Origin of the sequence: Variovorax terrae (genome assembly GCF_022809125.1) — a bacterium.
Classification (GTDB): domain Bacteria; phylum Pseudomonadota; class Gammaproteobacteria; order Burkholderiales; family Burkholderiaceae_C; genus Variovorax_A; species Variovorax_A terrae.
The window spans coordinates 1358288-1371359 of record NZ_JALGBI010000001.1 but is presented as its reverse complement, the minus strand read 5'-3'; the positions used below and the strand labels follow the sequence as shown (position 1 = coordinate 1371359).

Here is a 13072-nt window from a genome sequence, read left to right as displayed (position 1 = left end):
AGAAGTCTTGTCAATGACTGGCGGCCTTGGGGTTGGCGGCGGCGCGCAGGCGCCCCACCACCCCGGTCGGGAAGTAGTAGACCGACAGCACGTACAGCACACCGAGCCACAGCAGCCAGCGGTCGGGCGACAGCAGGGCCGCCATCCAGGGCAGGCCCGCAGCGGCCTCGCTGCCGAACTTGAGCAGATCCTGCAGGTAGCTCTGCGCTACCAGGAACAGCGCCGAACCGATGGCCGCACCGTAGATCGTGCCCATGCCGCCGATCACCACGATCAGCAGCACGTCGAGCATGATCTCGAACGACAGCGAGGTGTCCGGGCCGTTGTAGCGCAGCCAGAGCGCCAGCATCGCGCCCGCCAGCGTGGCGAACAGCGCCGACAGGATGCTCGAGGTGGTGCGGTACACCACCACGCGGTAGCCGATGGCCTCGGCGCGGAACTCGTTCTCGCGGATCGCCTGCAGCACGCGGCCGAACGGCGAATTCACGATGCGCAGCAGGGCCAGCACCAGCACCAGCGCGACGACGAACAGCAGGTAGTAACACAGCAGGCGCCCGTCCAGCGACACGCCGAGGAACGGCTCCTCGGCGAACTCGAAGGCCGGTGACAGCAGCGCCGGCACCTTGAAGGTCAACCCGTCGTCGCCGCCCGTGAAGTCGGACAGCTGGGAGGCCAGCGTCAGGAACGCGGTTGCCACCGCCAGCGTGATCATTGCGAAGAAGATCGCCCGCACGCGCAGCGAAAACAGGCCGATGGTGAGCGCCAGCAGGAACGACACCGCCAGCGACACCAGCAGGCCCACGCCCAGGGCGCTCCAGGTCGGCCCCATGCTGGTGCTGGCGATCGCCACACCGTAGGCGCCGATGCCGAAGAACATAGTGTGGGCGAAGCTCACGATGCCGGTGTAGCCCAGCAACAGGTCGAAGCTGGCCACCAGCACCACGAACACCAGCACCTTGGCGGCCACGTTCAAGGCCTTGACGCCCGGAAAGACGAACGGCGCGAAGGCCAGCCCCAGCAGCACGGCCAGCAGCAGCACGGCCAGCACGCGGCTGCGCGGAAAATCGTTGGAAAGAAGTCGAGTCAGCATGATGTCTGGCGCCTCACCGGTTGGTCACGGGGAAGAACCCCTGCGGGCGCCACAGCAGCACGGCCACCATGAGCGCGATATTGGAAAACAACGCCGCTTTCGGCACCAGGAAGCCGGTGTAGTTGGCCGTCAGCCCCACCAGCAGCGCGCCAATCAGCGCCCCGCCCGTGGAGCCGAGTCCGCCGATGATGATGACGATGAAGATCAGCACGTTGACCTGCGCGCCCATCTGCGGCACCACGTTCTGCTGGAACAGCCCCCACATCACGCCGCCCAGGCCCGCCAGCGCGCTGCCGACCACGAACACGCCGACGAACAGCCGCTTGATCCGGTAGCCCAGCGACTCGACCATTTCACGGTCCTGCACGCCGGCGCGGATCAGCAGGCCGATCTTGGTGCGGCCCAGCGTCCATGCCAGCACGCCGAACACCAGCAGCCCCACGGCCACCGCGATCAGGCGGTATTTGCTGATGGCCGCATCGCCGATGAACAGCGAGCCGCGCATGGCCTCGGGCAGCGGCAGCGGAATCTGCTCGGGTCCCCAGACCACCTTGATGAGTTCCTCGCCGATGATGGCGCCACCCACGGTGATGAGGATCTGCTTGAGATGCTGGCCATACACCGGCCGCACCAGGAAGCGCTCGAAGGCTAGGCCGACGGCGCCGGCCACGAGCATCGCCACCACCATGGCGGGTAGCACCGCCACGAAGTTGCGCCACAGCTCTTGCGAGCCGGTCCAGTCGGCCATGCCGCCCAGCACGCTGGTGGCAACGAAGGCGCCCAGCGCGATGAACACGCCATGGCCGAAGTTCAGGACGTCCATCAGGCCGAACACCAGCGTGAGGCCCGAGGCGATGATGAAGATGATCATGCCCATGGCCAGGCCGGCCACGGTCAGTGTCAGCCAGGTCGAGCCCGAGCCGATGAACGGCAGCACGGCCAGCGCCAGCAGCGGCACCAGCGCCAGGGGTTTCCAATCGAAGTCCAGGTTTTTCATAGTGCCAGCCCCAGCAGCGACTGCTGCAGCGCCTCGTCCTCAGCCAAGGCTTTCATCGTGCCGGCGTGGACCACCACGCCGTTGTCCATCACGGCCACGCCATCGCCCAGGCGCTTGGCGAAATTGATGTTCTGTTCCACCAGCAGGATGGTCACGCCGCTGGCCTTGAGCTGAGCGAAGGCATCGATCATGTTGTTGATGATGGCCGGTGCCAGCCCCTTGCTGGGCTCGTCCACGATCAGCAGCTCGCGCGGCTCGACGATGGCGCGCGAGACCGCCAGCATCTGCTTCTGCCCGCCCGAGAGCTTGCCGGCCGGATGGCTCCAGAACTTCTCGACGGCCGGGAACAGCTTGAAGATCCAGGCCAGGCGCTCTTCGTTCATCTGGCCCGCGCTGCGGGCCTGGCGCGCCGCCAGCAGCATGTTCTCCTTGACCGTGAGGTCGGAAAAAATACCCATGTTCTCGGGCACGTAGGCAATGCCCAGGTCCGCGATCTGCGGCGTGGGCAGCCCGGTGATGTCCTGGCCGTTGAACGTGATCCGGCCTTGCGAGGCACGCCACAGGCCCATGATGGTGCGCAGCGTGGTGGTCTTGCCCGCGCCGTTTCGGCCCAGCAGCATGGTGAGTTGGCCCCGGGGCACCGCGAGGTCCACGCCGTGCAGGATGTGGTAGGCGCCGATGTGGGTGTGCACGCCTTGCAGCGTCAGCAGGTTGTGGTCGCTCATCGGGCTGCCTCCTTGGCCACGCCCAGGTAAGCCTCCTGGACGACGGGCGATGCAATCACCGTGGCGGGATCGCCATCGGCCACCAGCGTGCCGTTGTGCAGCACGATGATGCGGTCGGCCAGTTCGCGCACCACGTCCATCTTGTGCTCGACCAGCAGGATGGTCTTGCTCTTGTCCTTCTTCAGCGAGCGGATCAGGTTCAGGATCACGGGCGCCTCGTCGTGGCTCATGCCGGCGGTGGGCTCGTCGAACATGAAGACCTGGGACTCCAGCGCCATCAGCAGCGCGACTTCGAGTTTGCGCTGGTCGCCGTGCGGCAGGCTGGCCACCGGCGTCAGCTGCTTGTCGCTCATGGCCACGGCCTCGAGGATTTCCTCGGCGCGCTGGGTCAGCGCCCGGTGGTCGCTCCAGATGCTCCAGAGGTTGAGGCCGCGGCGATGCGCGCCTTCGCGCGTAGCCTGCACGGCCAGCCGCACGTTCTCCAGCACCGTGAGGTTCGGGAACAGGTTGGTGAGCTGAAAGGCGCGGCCCAGGCCCGCACGCGTGCGGGCCGAGGCGCCAAGGCCCGACAGGTCCTGGCCGCCCAGCGTGACAGTGCCGCTGGAGGCCCGGAGCTGACCGGAGATCAGGTTGAAGTAGGTGGTCTTGCCTGCCCCGTTGGGGCCCACGATGGCGGTCAGCGTGCCTGGCTCGAAAGCACAGGTCACGGCGTTGACCGCCACGTGGCCGCCAAAGCGGATGGTCAGGTCCTGAGTGGCTAGCAAACTCATGATCTCCTGTCGGTTGTCGCAGTTCGAAAGGTCAGGGGCAGGTGCCGATGACGTAGTAGTTGACCCCGGTCATTTTGAGCGTGGTCGTGTAGAAGGTGTTCCACAAGCCCATGTTCTGGCCGGAGCCGTTGGCGTAGGCATAACCGCCGGACTGGTAGGCGCGGCCCGCAGTGGTGTGGGCATAGTTCGAGGCGGTGTAGCAGGTCGCCGTGGTGCCCGTCGCGGTGGTACCGGTGGCCGCGGCCGAAGTGGTGCCTTCCACGCCGTTGGCGTCAGCCGCGCGCACGGTCCAGCTGTACTGGGTCGAGGGCTGCAGGCCGGTGTCGGTGAAGCTGGTGGCCGTCACGGGCAGCGCGTTGGTCTTGTTGGCGTTGCGGTACACGTTGTAGCTGGCCGCGCCGGTCACCGAGTTCCAGCTGATCTGCATGGTGCTGGTGGTGGCATTGGACGTGGCCACGCCGGTGGGCGCCGCCAGCGTGGTGGTGCCGCCCCCGCCGCCCGAACCCGTGCCGCTGGAGACGCGGTCCACCATGGCCTTGAGCACGGCGGCCTGGACGCCGGCCTTCTGCGTGAAATTGCTGCCGTACCAGCCGATCCAGTCCCAGCAGCCGTTGGGGTTGGGCAGCGAGCCGCTGGCCGCGGTGCTGCGGCTGGTGCTGTCCACCGAGGTCTGCGGGAACAGCACCACGATGTTGTTGGTGTCGGCCCAGCGCGTGTAGCCGGTGTTCTTGACGAACTTGTCGCCCACCGTGGCGTAGTTCTGCACGCAGCCGTGCAGGGCCACGTGCAGCTTGCAGCTGGCGCCGCTGGCGCAGTTGGACGGCACATAGATCCAGCCCGTGGACGCCATGCCTGGGTTGCTGGTGAACGCGGTCTGGTCGAACTCGATGTAGTTGCCGGCGGCGGGCGCATTGTTGCGTGCGTTCAGCGTGCCGTAGAACTTGGTGAACAGCGCCTTGGCGCCGTCATAGCCGCAGTTGCTGATGTAGGGTGATGCCGTGCTGCCGCAGGCATTGTTGCCCGTGCTGTCGAAATCGGTCGGGAAGGTATGCGCGGTGCTGTCGCGCTTGATGTAGTCCATGTTGGCCGACGTGACACCGTTGTTGGTGTACTGGGTCTGCGCCGCATTCATCGGGTTGGGGCCGACGGTGGTGTCGCTGTTGCCGACGAACAGGTAGACCTTCTGGCCGGTGACGTTGGCCTTGTTGTCGATCTGGCTGCCGCTCCAGTTGTTGATGTCGGTCTGCATCGTGTTCAGCATGCTGCTGGTGATGCTGGCGTTGTACATGCACGCCGTGTAGTTGCTGTGGCCGGCGCACATATAGGGGCCGCCGGCGAACATGCCCACGCCCTTGAAGGTGGACGAGTAGGCATAGCCAAGCTGGTTGGCCATGAAGGCGCCGGACGACAGGCCCGACACGGTGGTCTGGCTGGTGTCGATGGCGAGCTGCGGCAGCGGCACGGCCGCCGAGGCGGCGCCACAGGAAAGTACCGCCGCGGCGGCAAGGGTGCGAAGCAATCGGGTTGTCATTGAGTGTCTCCTGGTGTGTTTTGGACAAAACATCGCCTGCCCCCGTGTCGCCAGGGGTTCCTCATTGAACGGATCACAAAAAAAGGGGCGGCCGCCCCTGCGAGGCAGGCCCGGCATCGCGAGGACGCCGGGCCGCCTCAAACCGGGCTAGCGCTTGTTGCGGATCGGCACGTCCATCTCGTCGGCCTTGATCTCATGCACAAGCTCGGGCACGCCCCAGGCGAACGCTGGATCGACCTTGATCTTGAAGTGGTACATGCTCTGCAGGGCCTGGTGGTCTTCCTTGCGGAAGGTCATCTTGCCCTTGGGCGTGTCGAAGCTCATGCCTTCCATCGTGCTGATGAGCTTGTTGGTGTTGGTGTCGCCATTGGTCTTCTTGAGCGCCGTCACCAGCGCCATCGCAGCCGAGAAACCACCGGCCGTAAAAAAGTCCGGCGGCGACTTGAACTGCTTGTAGTGCTGGGCCACCATGGCTTCGTTGACCGGGTTCTTCGGGATGCCGAAGTAGTAGTACGTGGCGCCTTCCATGCCCGGGAAGCTCTTGTAGGCCGCCATGGCCGGCAGGATGTTGCCGCCCGTGGCGATCTCGATGCCGTAGCGCTTCAAGTCCAGGTCGGCGATCTTGAACGGGTTGCCCGCTCCCGCCCAGACGATCCAGATCACCTTGCGGCCCGGCAGGTCCTTGAGCTTGTCGATCAGGCGCTGGGCACCGGCGGTGAAGTCGGTGGTGTTGGCCGGCAGGTATTCCTCGTGCACGACCTTGGCTTTCTTGACCGCGTCCTTGAACGCCTTCACACCGTCGCGGCCGAAGGCATAGTCCTGTGCCAGCGTGGCGATGTTCACCCCCGGCTTGTCCAGCGCCACGGCGTTGGAGATCGCATCCTGCGAGCTGTTGCGGCCCGTGCGGAAGATGTACTTGTTCCACTTGTCGCCGGTGATCGAGTCGGCCACGGCCGGCTCCACCAGCAGGATCTTCTTGTACTCCTCGGCCACCGGCAGCATCGCCAGCGCCACGCCCGAGGAGCTCGGGCCCACCGCGATGTCGGCCTTGTCGTCCGAGTAGGCCGTGGCCAGCAGCGACTTGCCCAGGTCAGGCTTGCCCTGGTCGTCTTTCTCGATGAGAACGATTTTCTTGCCGTTGATGGCCATGGTCCCGCCGGTGGCGTAGTCCAATCCCATCATCAGGCCCACTTGGGTCTGCTTGCCATAGGCCTCCAGCGGGCCGGTCTTGCTGTACACGTGAGCGATGCGGATTTCGCCCGATTGGCCAAAGGCCGGAGCGCTGAGTGCCGTGGCGAGGGTCGCGAGCGCGACCAGGGTACGTCGTTGCATGGAAATGCCTCCTATTGTTGGTGCCAGAATGGTGCACAGTTCGTGCCAGAACGCAAGCCATTGATTCGCATGGATTTTTCCAAAAGACAGTTTCAGAATGTCCATTAAAAAGACAAATTGAATGCCTAAATAAAAGACATTTGTATTTTTACTGAACAGGGTTTTTGCGGTATCCATGACAGCGTCCGGCCCATGCTACACGGTCGTGACGCATGGCACACCCGGGTTCACCGGCGGTTGCGGATCGGCAGGCTCATCTCCTCCGGCTTGATTTCCTTGACCAGGTACAGATCGGCCATGGTTCCGGCGCGCGCGCCCGGGGCGACGCGGAAGTGGTACATGCTCTGCAGGGCCTGGTGGTCTTCCTTGCGGAAGGTCATCTTGCCCTTGGGCGTGTCGAAGCTCATGCCTTCCATCGTGCTGATGAGCTTGTTGGTGTTGGTGTCGCCATTGGTCTTCTTGAGCGCCGTCACCAGTGCCATCGCGGCCGAGAAGCCACCAGCCGTGAAGAAGTCCGGCGGCGACTTGAAGCGCGTGTAGTGGTTGGTGACCAGCCAGAGATTGGTCAAATTCTTGGAGAAGCCGAAGTAGTAGTACGTGGCGCCCTCCATGCCCGGAAACTGGTTGTAGGCCACCATGGCCGGCAGGATGTTGCCGCCCGTGGCGATCTCGATGCCGTAGCGCTTCAAGTCCAGGTCGGCGATCTTGAACGGATTGCCCGCCCCCGCCCAGACGATCCAGATCACCTTGCGGCCCGGCAGGTCCTTGAGCTTGTCGATCAGGCGCTGCGCGCCCGCCGTGAAGTCGGTGGTGTTGGCCGGCAGGTATTCCTCATGCACGATGTGCGCCTGCTTCACGGACTCCTTGAACGCCTTCACGCCGTCGCGGCCGAAGGCATAGTCCTGTGCCAGCGTGGCGATGTTCACCCCCGGCTTGTCCAGCGCCACGGCATTGGAGATCGCATCCTGCGAGCTGTTGCGGCCCGTACGGAAGATGTACTTGTTCCATTTGTCGCCGGTGATCGAGTCGGCCACGGCCGGCTCCACCAGCAGGATCTTCTTGTACTCCTCGGCCACCGGCAGCATCGCCAGCGCCACGCCCGAGGAGCTCGGGCCCACTGCGATGTCGGCCTTGTCGTCCGAGTAGGCCGTGGCCAGCAGCGACTTGCCCAGGTCGGGCTTGCCCTGGTCGTCCTTTTCAACCACCACGATCTTTCGGCCGTTGATGCGCATCGTGCCTTCGGTGGCGTACTCCAGCCCCATCATCAGGCCGGCCTGCGTCTGCTTGCCGTAGGCCTCCAGCGGGCCGGTCTTGCTGTACACGTGGGCGATGCGGATGTCGCCCGATTGGCCGAAAGCCGGGGCGCACAAGGCGGCGGCCAGGGCCGCCAGAGCGACCAGAAAGCGTCGTTGCATGAAAGTGTCTCCGTTGTTATGTGAGGAAAACACAGAGCACGCTTCGTGCTAGCACGCAAGTCTTTGATTTTTATGACAATGCCCCAGGCGTTACCGGGCCATTGGCTGGAATCAGGACACTTTGATTGCCTGATTTTCAGACAAATGCACTAATTTCCATCAGGGTTTTCCAGACGGCCATACAGCGTGGCGCGCGAGATGCCGAGCTGGCGGGCCGTGGCCAGCTTGTTGCCGCCATGGGCCGCCATGACCGCCGTGATGGCGCGGCGCTCCAGCTCCGCCACCTGCACGGCCAGGGGCCGCAGCAGGCCGGCGCTGCCGTCGCCCGCCGCCGGCAGCGGCTCGGGCGCTGCCGGTGCGGCCGGCTCCACCCCGGTTTCGCGCAGGATGCGCGCGAGCTGAGTCGCATCGATGGCCAGCGAGTCGCTGCGCATGGCGGCCTGCTCCAGCACATTGCGCAGCTCACGGATGTTGCCGCGCCAGGGCTGGCCCATGAGCAGCGCCATGGCATCGGGCAGCAGTTCCGGCGGCGGCGTGCCGTTGCGCAGCGCCAGGTCCTCGCCCAGCACCTCGACCAGCGCCGGGATGTCGCCGCGGCGCTCGCGCAGCGGCGGCACCCGAAGCGGCAGCACGTGCAGGCGGTAGAACAGGTCCTCGCGAAAGCGCCCTTCGCGCACCAGCGCGGACAGGTCGCGCGAGGTGGCGGCCACCACGCGCACATCGAACGGCACCAGCTTGTTCGAGCCCAGCGGCTCGATCTCGCCCTCCTGCAGCGCGCGCAGCAGCTTGGCCTGCAGGTTGGCCGGCATGTCGCCGATCTCGTCGAGGAACAGCGTGCCGCCATCCGCCAGCTTGAACTTGCCGTCGCGCCCCTTGCGGTCGGCGCCGGTGTAGGCCCCCGGCGCGACGCCGAAGAACTCCGCCTCCAGCAGCGTGTCGGGAACGGCCGCGATGTTGACGCTCACGAACGGCCCGCTCGAGCGCGCCGAGGCCGCATGGATGGCATGCGCGAGCAGTTCCTTGCCGGTTCCCGTCTCGCCCAGCAGCAGCACCGGACTGGAGGATTGCGCCGCGCGGCGCGCCTGGCGCTTGATCTCGGTGGCTGCGGGGCTGGAGCCGATGAAGCTGGCGAAGGTGTATTTGGTGCGGCGCTGGCTGGCCAGCTCGCGCTTGGCGTCGTCGAGTTCGCGCTGCAGCCGCGCGAATTTGCTGATCAGCGGCTGCAGAGTGGTCTCGGGGTGGTCGAACAGGACGATGCCGATGGCGCCGATCAGCACGCCGCCGTCGTCGCGCAGCGGGATGCGGCTGACCACGAAAGTGCCCGCCTTGTTGGTCAGCAGGTCGATCAGGATCGGCTCGCCGGTTTCCAGCACGCGGCGCATCTGGGTGTTGTGGATCACGTCCTCCACCATGTGGCCGAGGAACTGGTCCACGGATGAGAAGCCCAGCGCCGGGAGGAAGCGCTGGTAGCCCTCATTGACCCAGACGATGCGCCCAGTGCGGTCCACCAGGAACATGCCCTGGCTGATGCTGGAGAACAGGTGGAACATCGACCTGGCGGCCAGTTCGAGGATGCTCTGCCCGTCGAGCGGCAGGGTCTGGGGGGTGGCGGTATCGGTCACGGGCATGGCCGAATGGTAGCGCGGGCCCGGCGGCGCGCCGGCCTCCTCAGAACCGGGCCAGGTGCAGGGCCTTCGCCAGGTAGTCGAAGAACACGCAGTACAAAAGAATCGGCAGCGGCAGGCCGAGCAGCGTGCCCACCAGGTAGTCACGGAAGCGGACGCCCGACATCGCCAGCACATAGTTGAGCGCGGGAACCGTCTGCAGCAGCATGCGCAGCAGCGCGATGCTGCGCACCGGGTGGGCGTCGAGCTGCACGAAGATCCGCCGGGCGACCCGGCCCCTGAGCTGCCGCAGCGCATCGCCGCCGAGCAGCCGGATCACCCAGAAGGTGAACACGCAGGACGCGATGGCGGCGACATAGGTGACCACCCCGCCCCAGGCCTCGCCCAGGGCCAGGACGGCGGCCGCGAGAAAGACCGATCCGGGAATCTGGATCAGATTGCCGAGCGCAAACAGCAGGACGAAGATCAGCAGGCCGCTGAGCTTGTTGTCCAGCAGCTTCTGGTGCAGGAACGCCAGGTTGAAGTGCTCGCGCAGGCCGCTCAGCTGGAACGCCAGCGCCAGCACCCCCAGGAACACGATGACGGCCAGCAGCCTTTGGTAGCGGGGCATGTTCACGAAGCCGGTTGTAGCAGCTGGCGCAAAAAATTCCAAGCGCTGTAAGAAGCTGCCCGGATCTGCGACCAAACCGCATGTCACGCAGGAATCGCCCTTCCCTCCCCCCGTCCCGGACCGCGCCCGCGCCGGCGGCGGACACACGCGCCATGAAACTGCCCTCGCCTCTCATCCACCCCGGGTGGCTTCGTGCGATGCACTGGGCCAATGCCCTCGCCGTCGTGGTGTTGATGATGAGCGGATGGCGGATCTACGACGCCACCGAGTTCCTCGGCTTCGCCATTCCCAAGGCCCTCACGCTGGGCGGCTGGCTCGGGGGCGCCATCCAGTGGCATTTCGCCGCCATGTGGGTGCTGGGTATCAACGGCCTGCTCTACCTGGCGTTCAACCTGGCCAGCGGCCGGCTGTTCAGGCGCTTCTTCCCCCTGTCGCCGCGCGCGTTCCTGGCCGACCTCCGGGCCGCACTGGCGGGCAGGCTGGCCCATGCGGACCCGCACCGCTACAACATGGTGCAGCGCGTGGCCTACCTCTTCGTCATGGCCGACAGCGTGCTACTGGTGCTGTCCGGCCTGGTGCTGTGGAAGTCCGTCCAGTTTCCGCTGCTGCGGGAGCTGCTGGGCGGCTACGAGACGGCACGCTACCTCCATTTCTTCGCCATGGCGGCGCTGGCCGGCTTCGTGGCCGTTCATCTGGTGATGGTGGCGCTGGTGCCGCGCACCCTGCTGCACATGGTCCGCGGCCACTGAGGAGCAGGCGCCATGATCATCCAGAAACCCCGCCCCCTTGCCATCCAGCGCGACGCCGTGCTCAGGGAGGCCGTCGAGCGCATCCGGCAGCCAGCCCGCCGCGACTTCCTGCGGCGCTCCCTCACGCTGGGCGGGCTGTCGCTGCTGACGGGCTGCAGCCTGGTGGACGAGGACAGCGTGGAGGTGGCGCTGACCCGCGTCTCCCGCTTCAATGACGACGTGCAGGGCTGGCTGTTCGACCCGAATCGCCTGGCGCCCACCTACCCGGAGTCGATGATCACGCGGCCGTTCCCGTTCAATGCCTACTACGGCGAGGACGAGGTTCGCCAGGTGGCCGAGGAGAGCTACCGGCTGGAAGTCACGGGCCAGGTGGCCGACAAGCGCAAGTGGACGCTGGCCGAGCTGCGCGCCCTGCCGCAGGCCGACCAGGTCACCCGCCACATCTGCGTGGAAGGCTGGAGCGCCATCGGCAAATGGGGCGGCGTGCCGTTCAAGGCTTTTCTTCAGCAGGTCGGCGCCGACCTCGGCGCCCGCTACGTCGGCTTCAAGTGCGCCGACGACTACTTTACGAGCATCGACATGCCGACCGCGCTGCATCCGCAGACGCTGCTGGCGCTGACCTACGACGGCCAGCCGCTGCCGCCCAAGTACGGGTTCCCGATGAAGCTGCGCATGCCCACCAAGCTCGGCTACAAGAACCCGAAGCACATCCAGGCGATCTTCGTCACCAACACCTACCCTGGCGGCTACTGGGAAGACCAGGGGTACAACTGGTTCGGAGGCAGCTGAGGCCCCTCAGCCGCCCTGCAACACCGGCATTCCGCCACTCTTTTCATTCACACACCAAGGAACCATCATGAACAAGCTCACCGCCACCCTTCTGTCCACCTGCATGCTGCTGGCCGGCGGCAGCGTCCTGGCCCAGGACGCCATGAAGAAGGATGACGCCATGGCCAAGGACAGCATGGCGAAAGATGCCATGGGCAAGGATGGCATGAAGAAAGACTCGATGAAGAAAGACCCCATGGCGAAGGACGGCATGAAGAAGGACTCGATGGCCAAAGACGCGAAAGACGCCATGGGCAAGGACGAGATGAAGAAGTAGCCGCGCGCTGCCGGGCGCGGCGTCATTTCTTGCGGAACGCCACCCAGCCCGCGATGAGGGTGAACGACAGCACGATGCCCACCACGATCCAGAAACCGTGTTCGTGCTGAGCCAGCGGGATGCCCCCGACGTTCATGCCGAACAGGCCGGCGAGGATGTTGATGGGCAGGGCCAGCACCGTCACCACGGTCAGCACGAACAGGCTGCGGTTGTTGTCCTCGTTCACACCGGCGGCGATCTCTTCCTGCAGCAGCTTGATGCGCTCCTGCAGGGCCGACATGTCGCGCAGCACCACCGAGAACTCCTCGGTGGACTGGTGCAGTTCCCGCACGTCCAGCTCGGCCACCCAGTCGGGCGGATGCTGCAACAGCCGGAACAGCGCCGCCGGCTCGGGCGCCAACAGACGCTGCAGCCGCACCAGCAACCGGCGCAATACGCCGAGCCGGGCGCGCTTGGCATCGAGCCGGCCGGCCAGCAACTCGTCCTCGATCTCGTCGATCCGGCGGGTCACGCCGCGCACGATGCCCACCAGCACATCGGCCTGCGCGCGCATCAGCCGCTCCAGCAGCTCGACCGTGGAGCGCATGTGCACGCCGTGCTTGACGGCCGTGCGCAGCTGGTCGATGGAGCGCAGCGGCTGCTGCCGCGCGGTGACGACGAGGTGCTTGTCCACGCTGATCCACAGCGTCGAGATGTCCGAGGGCTCGAACGAGAAATCGAAGTGCACGTCGTTGATGACGGCGATCAGCGAGGCCTCCGCGCGCTCGATGCGGGTGGAATGCAAGCCCTCGCGCAAGGTTTCGAAGAACGTCTCCGACAGCCCCGCATGGCGCGCCAGCCAGCGTTCGGCGGCGATGTGGGCAAGATTGAAATGCAGCCAGATGAAGGCATGCCCGCCCGCGGGGACGTCAGGCGACTCCCGGGCGGCCGCCCGCAGCGATGCCAGGCGGCTGACCGCGCCCGCCGAGTCGATCAACTCGGTGCCCGAGCCGGCATTGAAGACGTAGCCGCAAATCAGGCCGGATTCGTCGGCCCCATAGCCTGATGCTGCAATGTCGGTCGCCACGGCCTTGTGCGCCAGCGCTTGAGGGCTGGCCAGAATGAAACCAGGGGGCTATGTTGC

13 protein-coding genes are annotated in these 13072 nt (G+C 65.8%); 3 read left to right on the top strand and 10 right to left on the bottom strand.

Translation table 11 applies throughout. The features are described 5' to 3' along the window. Positions 1-10: 10 nt before the first annotated feature. The 9 genes from MMF98_RS06445 to MMF98_RS06405 all read right to left on the bottom strand — a co-directional run bounded on the left by MMF98_RS06445 (position 11) and on the right by MMF98_RS06405 (position 10095). Positions 11-1090, bottom strand: coding sequence for a branched-chain amino acid ABC transporter permease (locus MMF98_RS06445; protein WP_243305416.1), 1080 nt, complete (start codon positions 1088-1090; stop codon positions 11-13). A 13-nt stretch (positions 1091-1103) separates the two neighbouring features. Then, entirely contained in the window at positions 1104-2087 is a 984-nt protein-coding gene (locus tag MMF98_RS06440) for a branched-chain amino acid ABC transporter permease (protein ID WP_243305415.1), read from the bottom strand. Further along, the gene (locus MMF98_RS06435) at positions 2084-2812 is read right to left on the bottom strand and encodes an ABC transporter ATP-binding protein (protein ID WP_243305414.1); all 729 of its coding nucleotides are present in this window, start codon (positions 2810-2812) and stop codon (positions 2084-2086) included. Before MMF98_RS06435 ends, MMF98_RS06440 begins: the two co-directional genes overlap by 4 nt. Further along, positions 2809-3582 (bottom strand): ABC transporter ATP-binding protein, encoded by a 774-nt coding sequence (locus MMF98_RS06430; RefSeq protein WP_243305413.1) that lies wholly within the window; start codon positions 3580-3582, stop codon positions 2809-2811. Before MMF98_RS06430 ends, MMF98_RS06435 begins: the two co-directional genes overlap by 4 nt. Positions 3583-3613: 31 nt before the next feature. Further along, a complete protein-coding gene (locus MMF98_RS06425; RefSeq protein ID WP_243305412.1) occupies positions 3614-5113 on the bottom strand; it encodes an extracellular catalytic domain type 2 short-chain-length polyhydroxyalkanoate depolymerase in 1500 nt (499 codons plus the stop codon). A gap of 147 nt (positions 5114-5260) precedes the next feature. After that, positions 5261-6445 carry a substrate-binding domain-containing protein gene (locus MMF98_RS06420; RefSeq protein ID WP_243305411.1) on the bottom strand — a complete coding sequence of 395 codons (1185 nt, stop codon included), beginning with the start codon at positions 6443-6445 and terminating at the stop codon, positions 5261-5263. Positions 6446-6672: 227 nt separating this feature from the next. Further along, entirely contained in the window at positions 6673-7860 is a 1188-nt protein-coding gene (locus MMF98_RS06415; protein WP_243305410.1) for a substrate-binding domain-containing protein, read from the bottom strand. Positions 7861-8009: 149 nt separating this feature from the next. Further along, on the bottom strand, positions 8010-9488 hold the full coding sequence (locus MMF98_RS06410; RefSeq protein ID WP_243305409.1) for a sigma-54 interaction domain-containing protein: 1479 nt from the start codon (positions 9486-9488) through the stop codon (positions 8010-8012). A 40-nt stretch (positions 9489-9528) separates the two neighbouring features. Then, positions 9529-10095: a TVP38/TMEM64 family protein gene (locus MMF98_RS06405; protein WP_243305408.1), complete on the bottom strand. Its 567-nt coding sequence runs from the start codon at positions 10093-10095 to the stop codon at positions 9529-9531. Between the two features lie 152 nt (positions 10096-10247). On the opposite strand from MMF98_RS06405, the gene MMF98_RS06400 reads away from it, so the two are divergent. The 3 genes from MMF98_RS06400 (at position 10248) to MMF98_RS06390 (ending at position 11949) form a co-directional block, all read left to right on the top strand. Further along, positions 10248-10844 (top strand): cytochrome b/b6 domain-containing protein, encoded by a 597-nt coding sequence (locus MMF98_RS06400; RefSeq protein WP_243305407.1) that lies wholly within the window; start codon positions 10248-10250, stop codon positions 10842-10844. Between the two features lie 12 nt (positions 10845-10856). Beyond that, a complete protein-coding gene (locus MMF98_RS06395; RefSeq protein WP_243305406.1) occupies positions 10857-11633 on the top strand; it encodes a molybdopterin-binding protein in 777 nt (258 codons plus the stop codon). A gap of 67 nt (positions 11634-11700) precedes the next feature. Continuing rightward, positions 11701-11949 carry a pentapeptide MXKDX repeat protein gene (locus tag MMF98_RS06390; RefSeq protein ID WP_243305405.1) on the top strand — a complete coding sequence of 83 codons (249 nt, stop codon included), beginning with the start codon at positions 11701-11703 and terminating at the stop codon, positions 11947-11949. A 22-nt stretch (positions 11950-11971) separates the two neighbouring features. On the opposite strand, the gene MMF98_RS06385 is transcribed toward MMF98_RS06390, so the two are convergent. After that, positions 11972-13015, bottom strand: a complete 1044-nt coding sequence (locus tag MMF98_RS06385; protein WP_243305404.1) for a transporter — start codon at positions 13013-13015, stop codon at positions 11972-11974. Between the last annotated feature and the right edge of the window lie 57 nt (positions 13016-13072).

Bases quoted from the DNA above. Each gene is read 5' to 3' on its own strand.
- MMF98_RS06445 (WP_243305416.1), bottom strand. From the start codon at position 1,090: ATGCTGACTCGACTTCTTTCCAACGATTTTCCGCGCAGCCGCGTGCTG.
- MMF98_RS06415 (WP_243305410.1), bottom strand. From the start codon at position 7,860: ATGCAACGACGCTTTCTGGTCGCTCTGGCGGCCCTGGCCGCCGCCTTG.
- MMF98_RS06405 (WP_243305408.1), bottom strand. From the start codon at position 10,095: ATGCCCCGCTACCAAAGGCTGCTGGCCGTCATCGTGTTCCTGGGGGTG.
- MMF98_RS06425 (WP_243305412.1), bottom strand. From the start codon at position 5,113: ATGACAACCCGATTGCTTCGCACCCTTGCCGCCGCGGCGGTACTTTCC.
- MMF98_RS06440 (WP_243305415.1), bottom strand. From the start codon at position 2,087: ATGAAAAACCTGGACTTCGATTGGAAACCCCTGGCGCTGGTGCCGCTG.
- MMF98_RS06395 (WP_243305406.1), top strand. From the start codon at position 10,857: ATGATCATCCAGAAACCCCGCCCCCTTGCCATCCAGCGCGACGCCGTG.
- MMF98_RS06390 (WP_243305405.1), top strand. From the start codon at position 11,701: ATGAACAAGCTCACCGCCACCCTTCTGTCCACCTGCATGCTGCTGGCC.
- MMF98_RS06435 (WP_243305414.1), bottom strand. From the start codon at position 2,812: ATGAGCGACCACAACCTGCTGACGCTGCAAGGCGTGCACACCCACATC.
- MMF98_RS06420 (WP_243305411.1), bottom strand. From the start codon at position 6,445: ATGCAACGACGTACCCTGGTCGCGCTCGCGACCCTCGCCACGGCACTC.
- MMF98_RS06410 (WP_243305409.1), bottom strand. From the start codon at position 9,488: ATGCCCGTGACCGATACCGCCACCCCCCAGACCCTGCCGCTCGACGGG.
- MMF98_RS06400 (WP_243305407.1), top strand. From the start codon at position 10,248: ATGAAACTGCCCTCGCCTCTCATCCACCCCGGGTGGCTTCGTGCGATG.
- MMF98_RS06430 (WP_243305413.1), bottom strand. From the start codon at position 3,582: ATGAGTTTGCTAGCCACTCAGGACCTGACCATCCGCTTTGGCGGCCAC.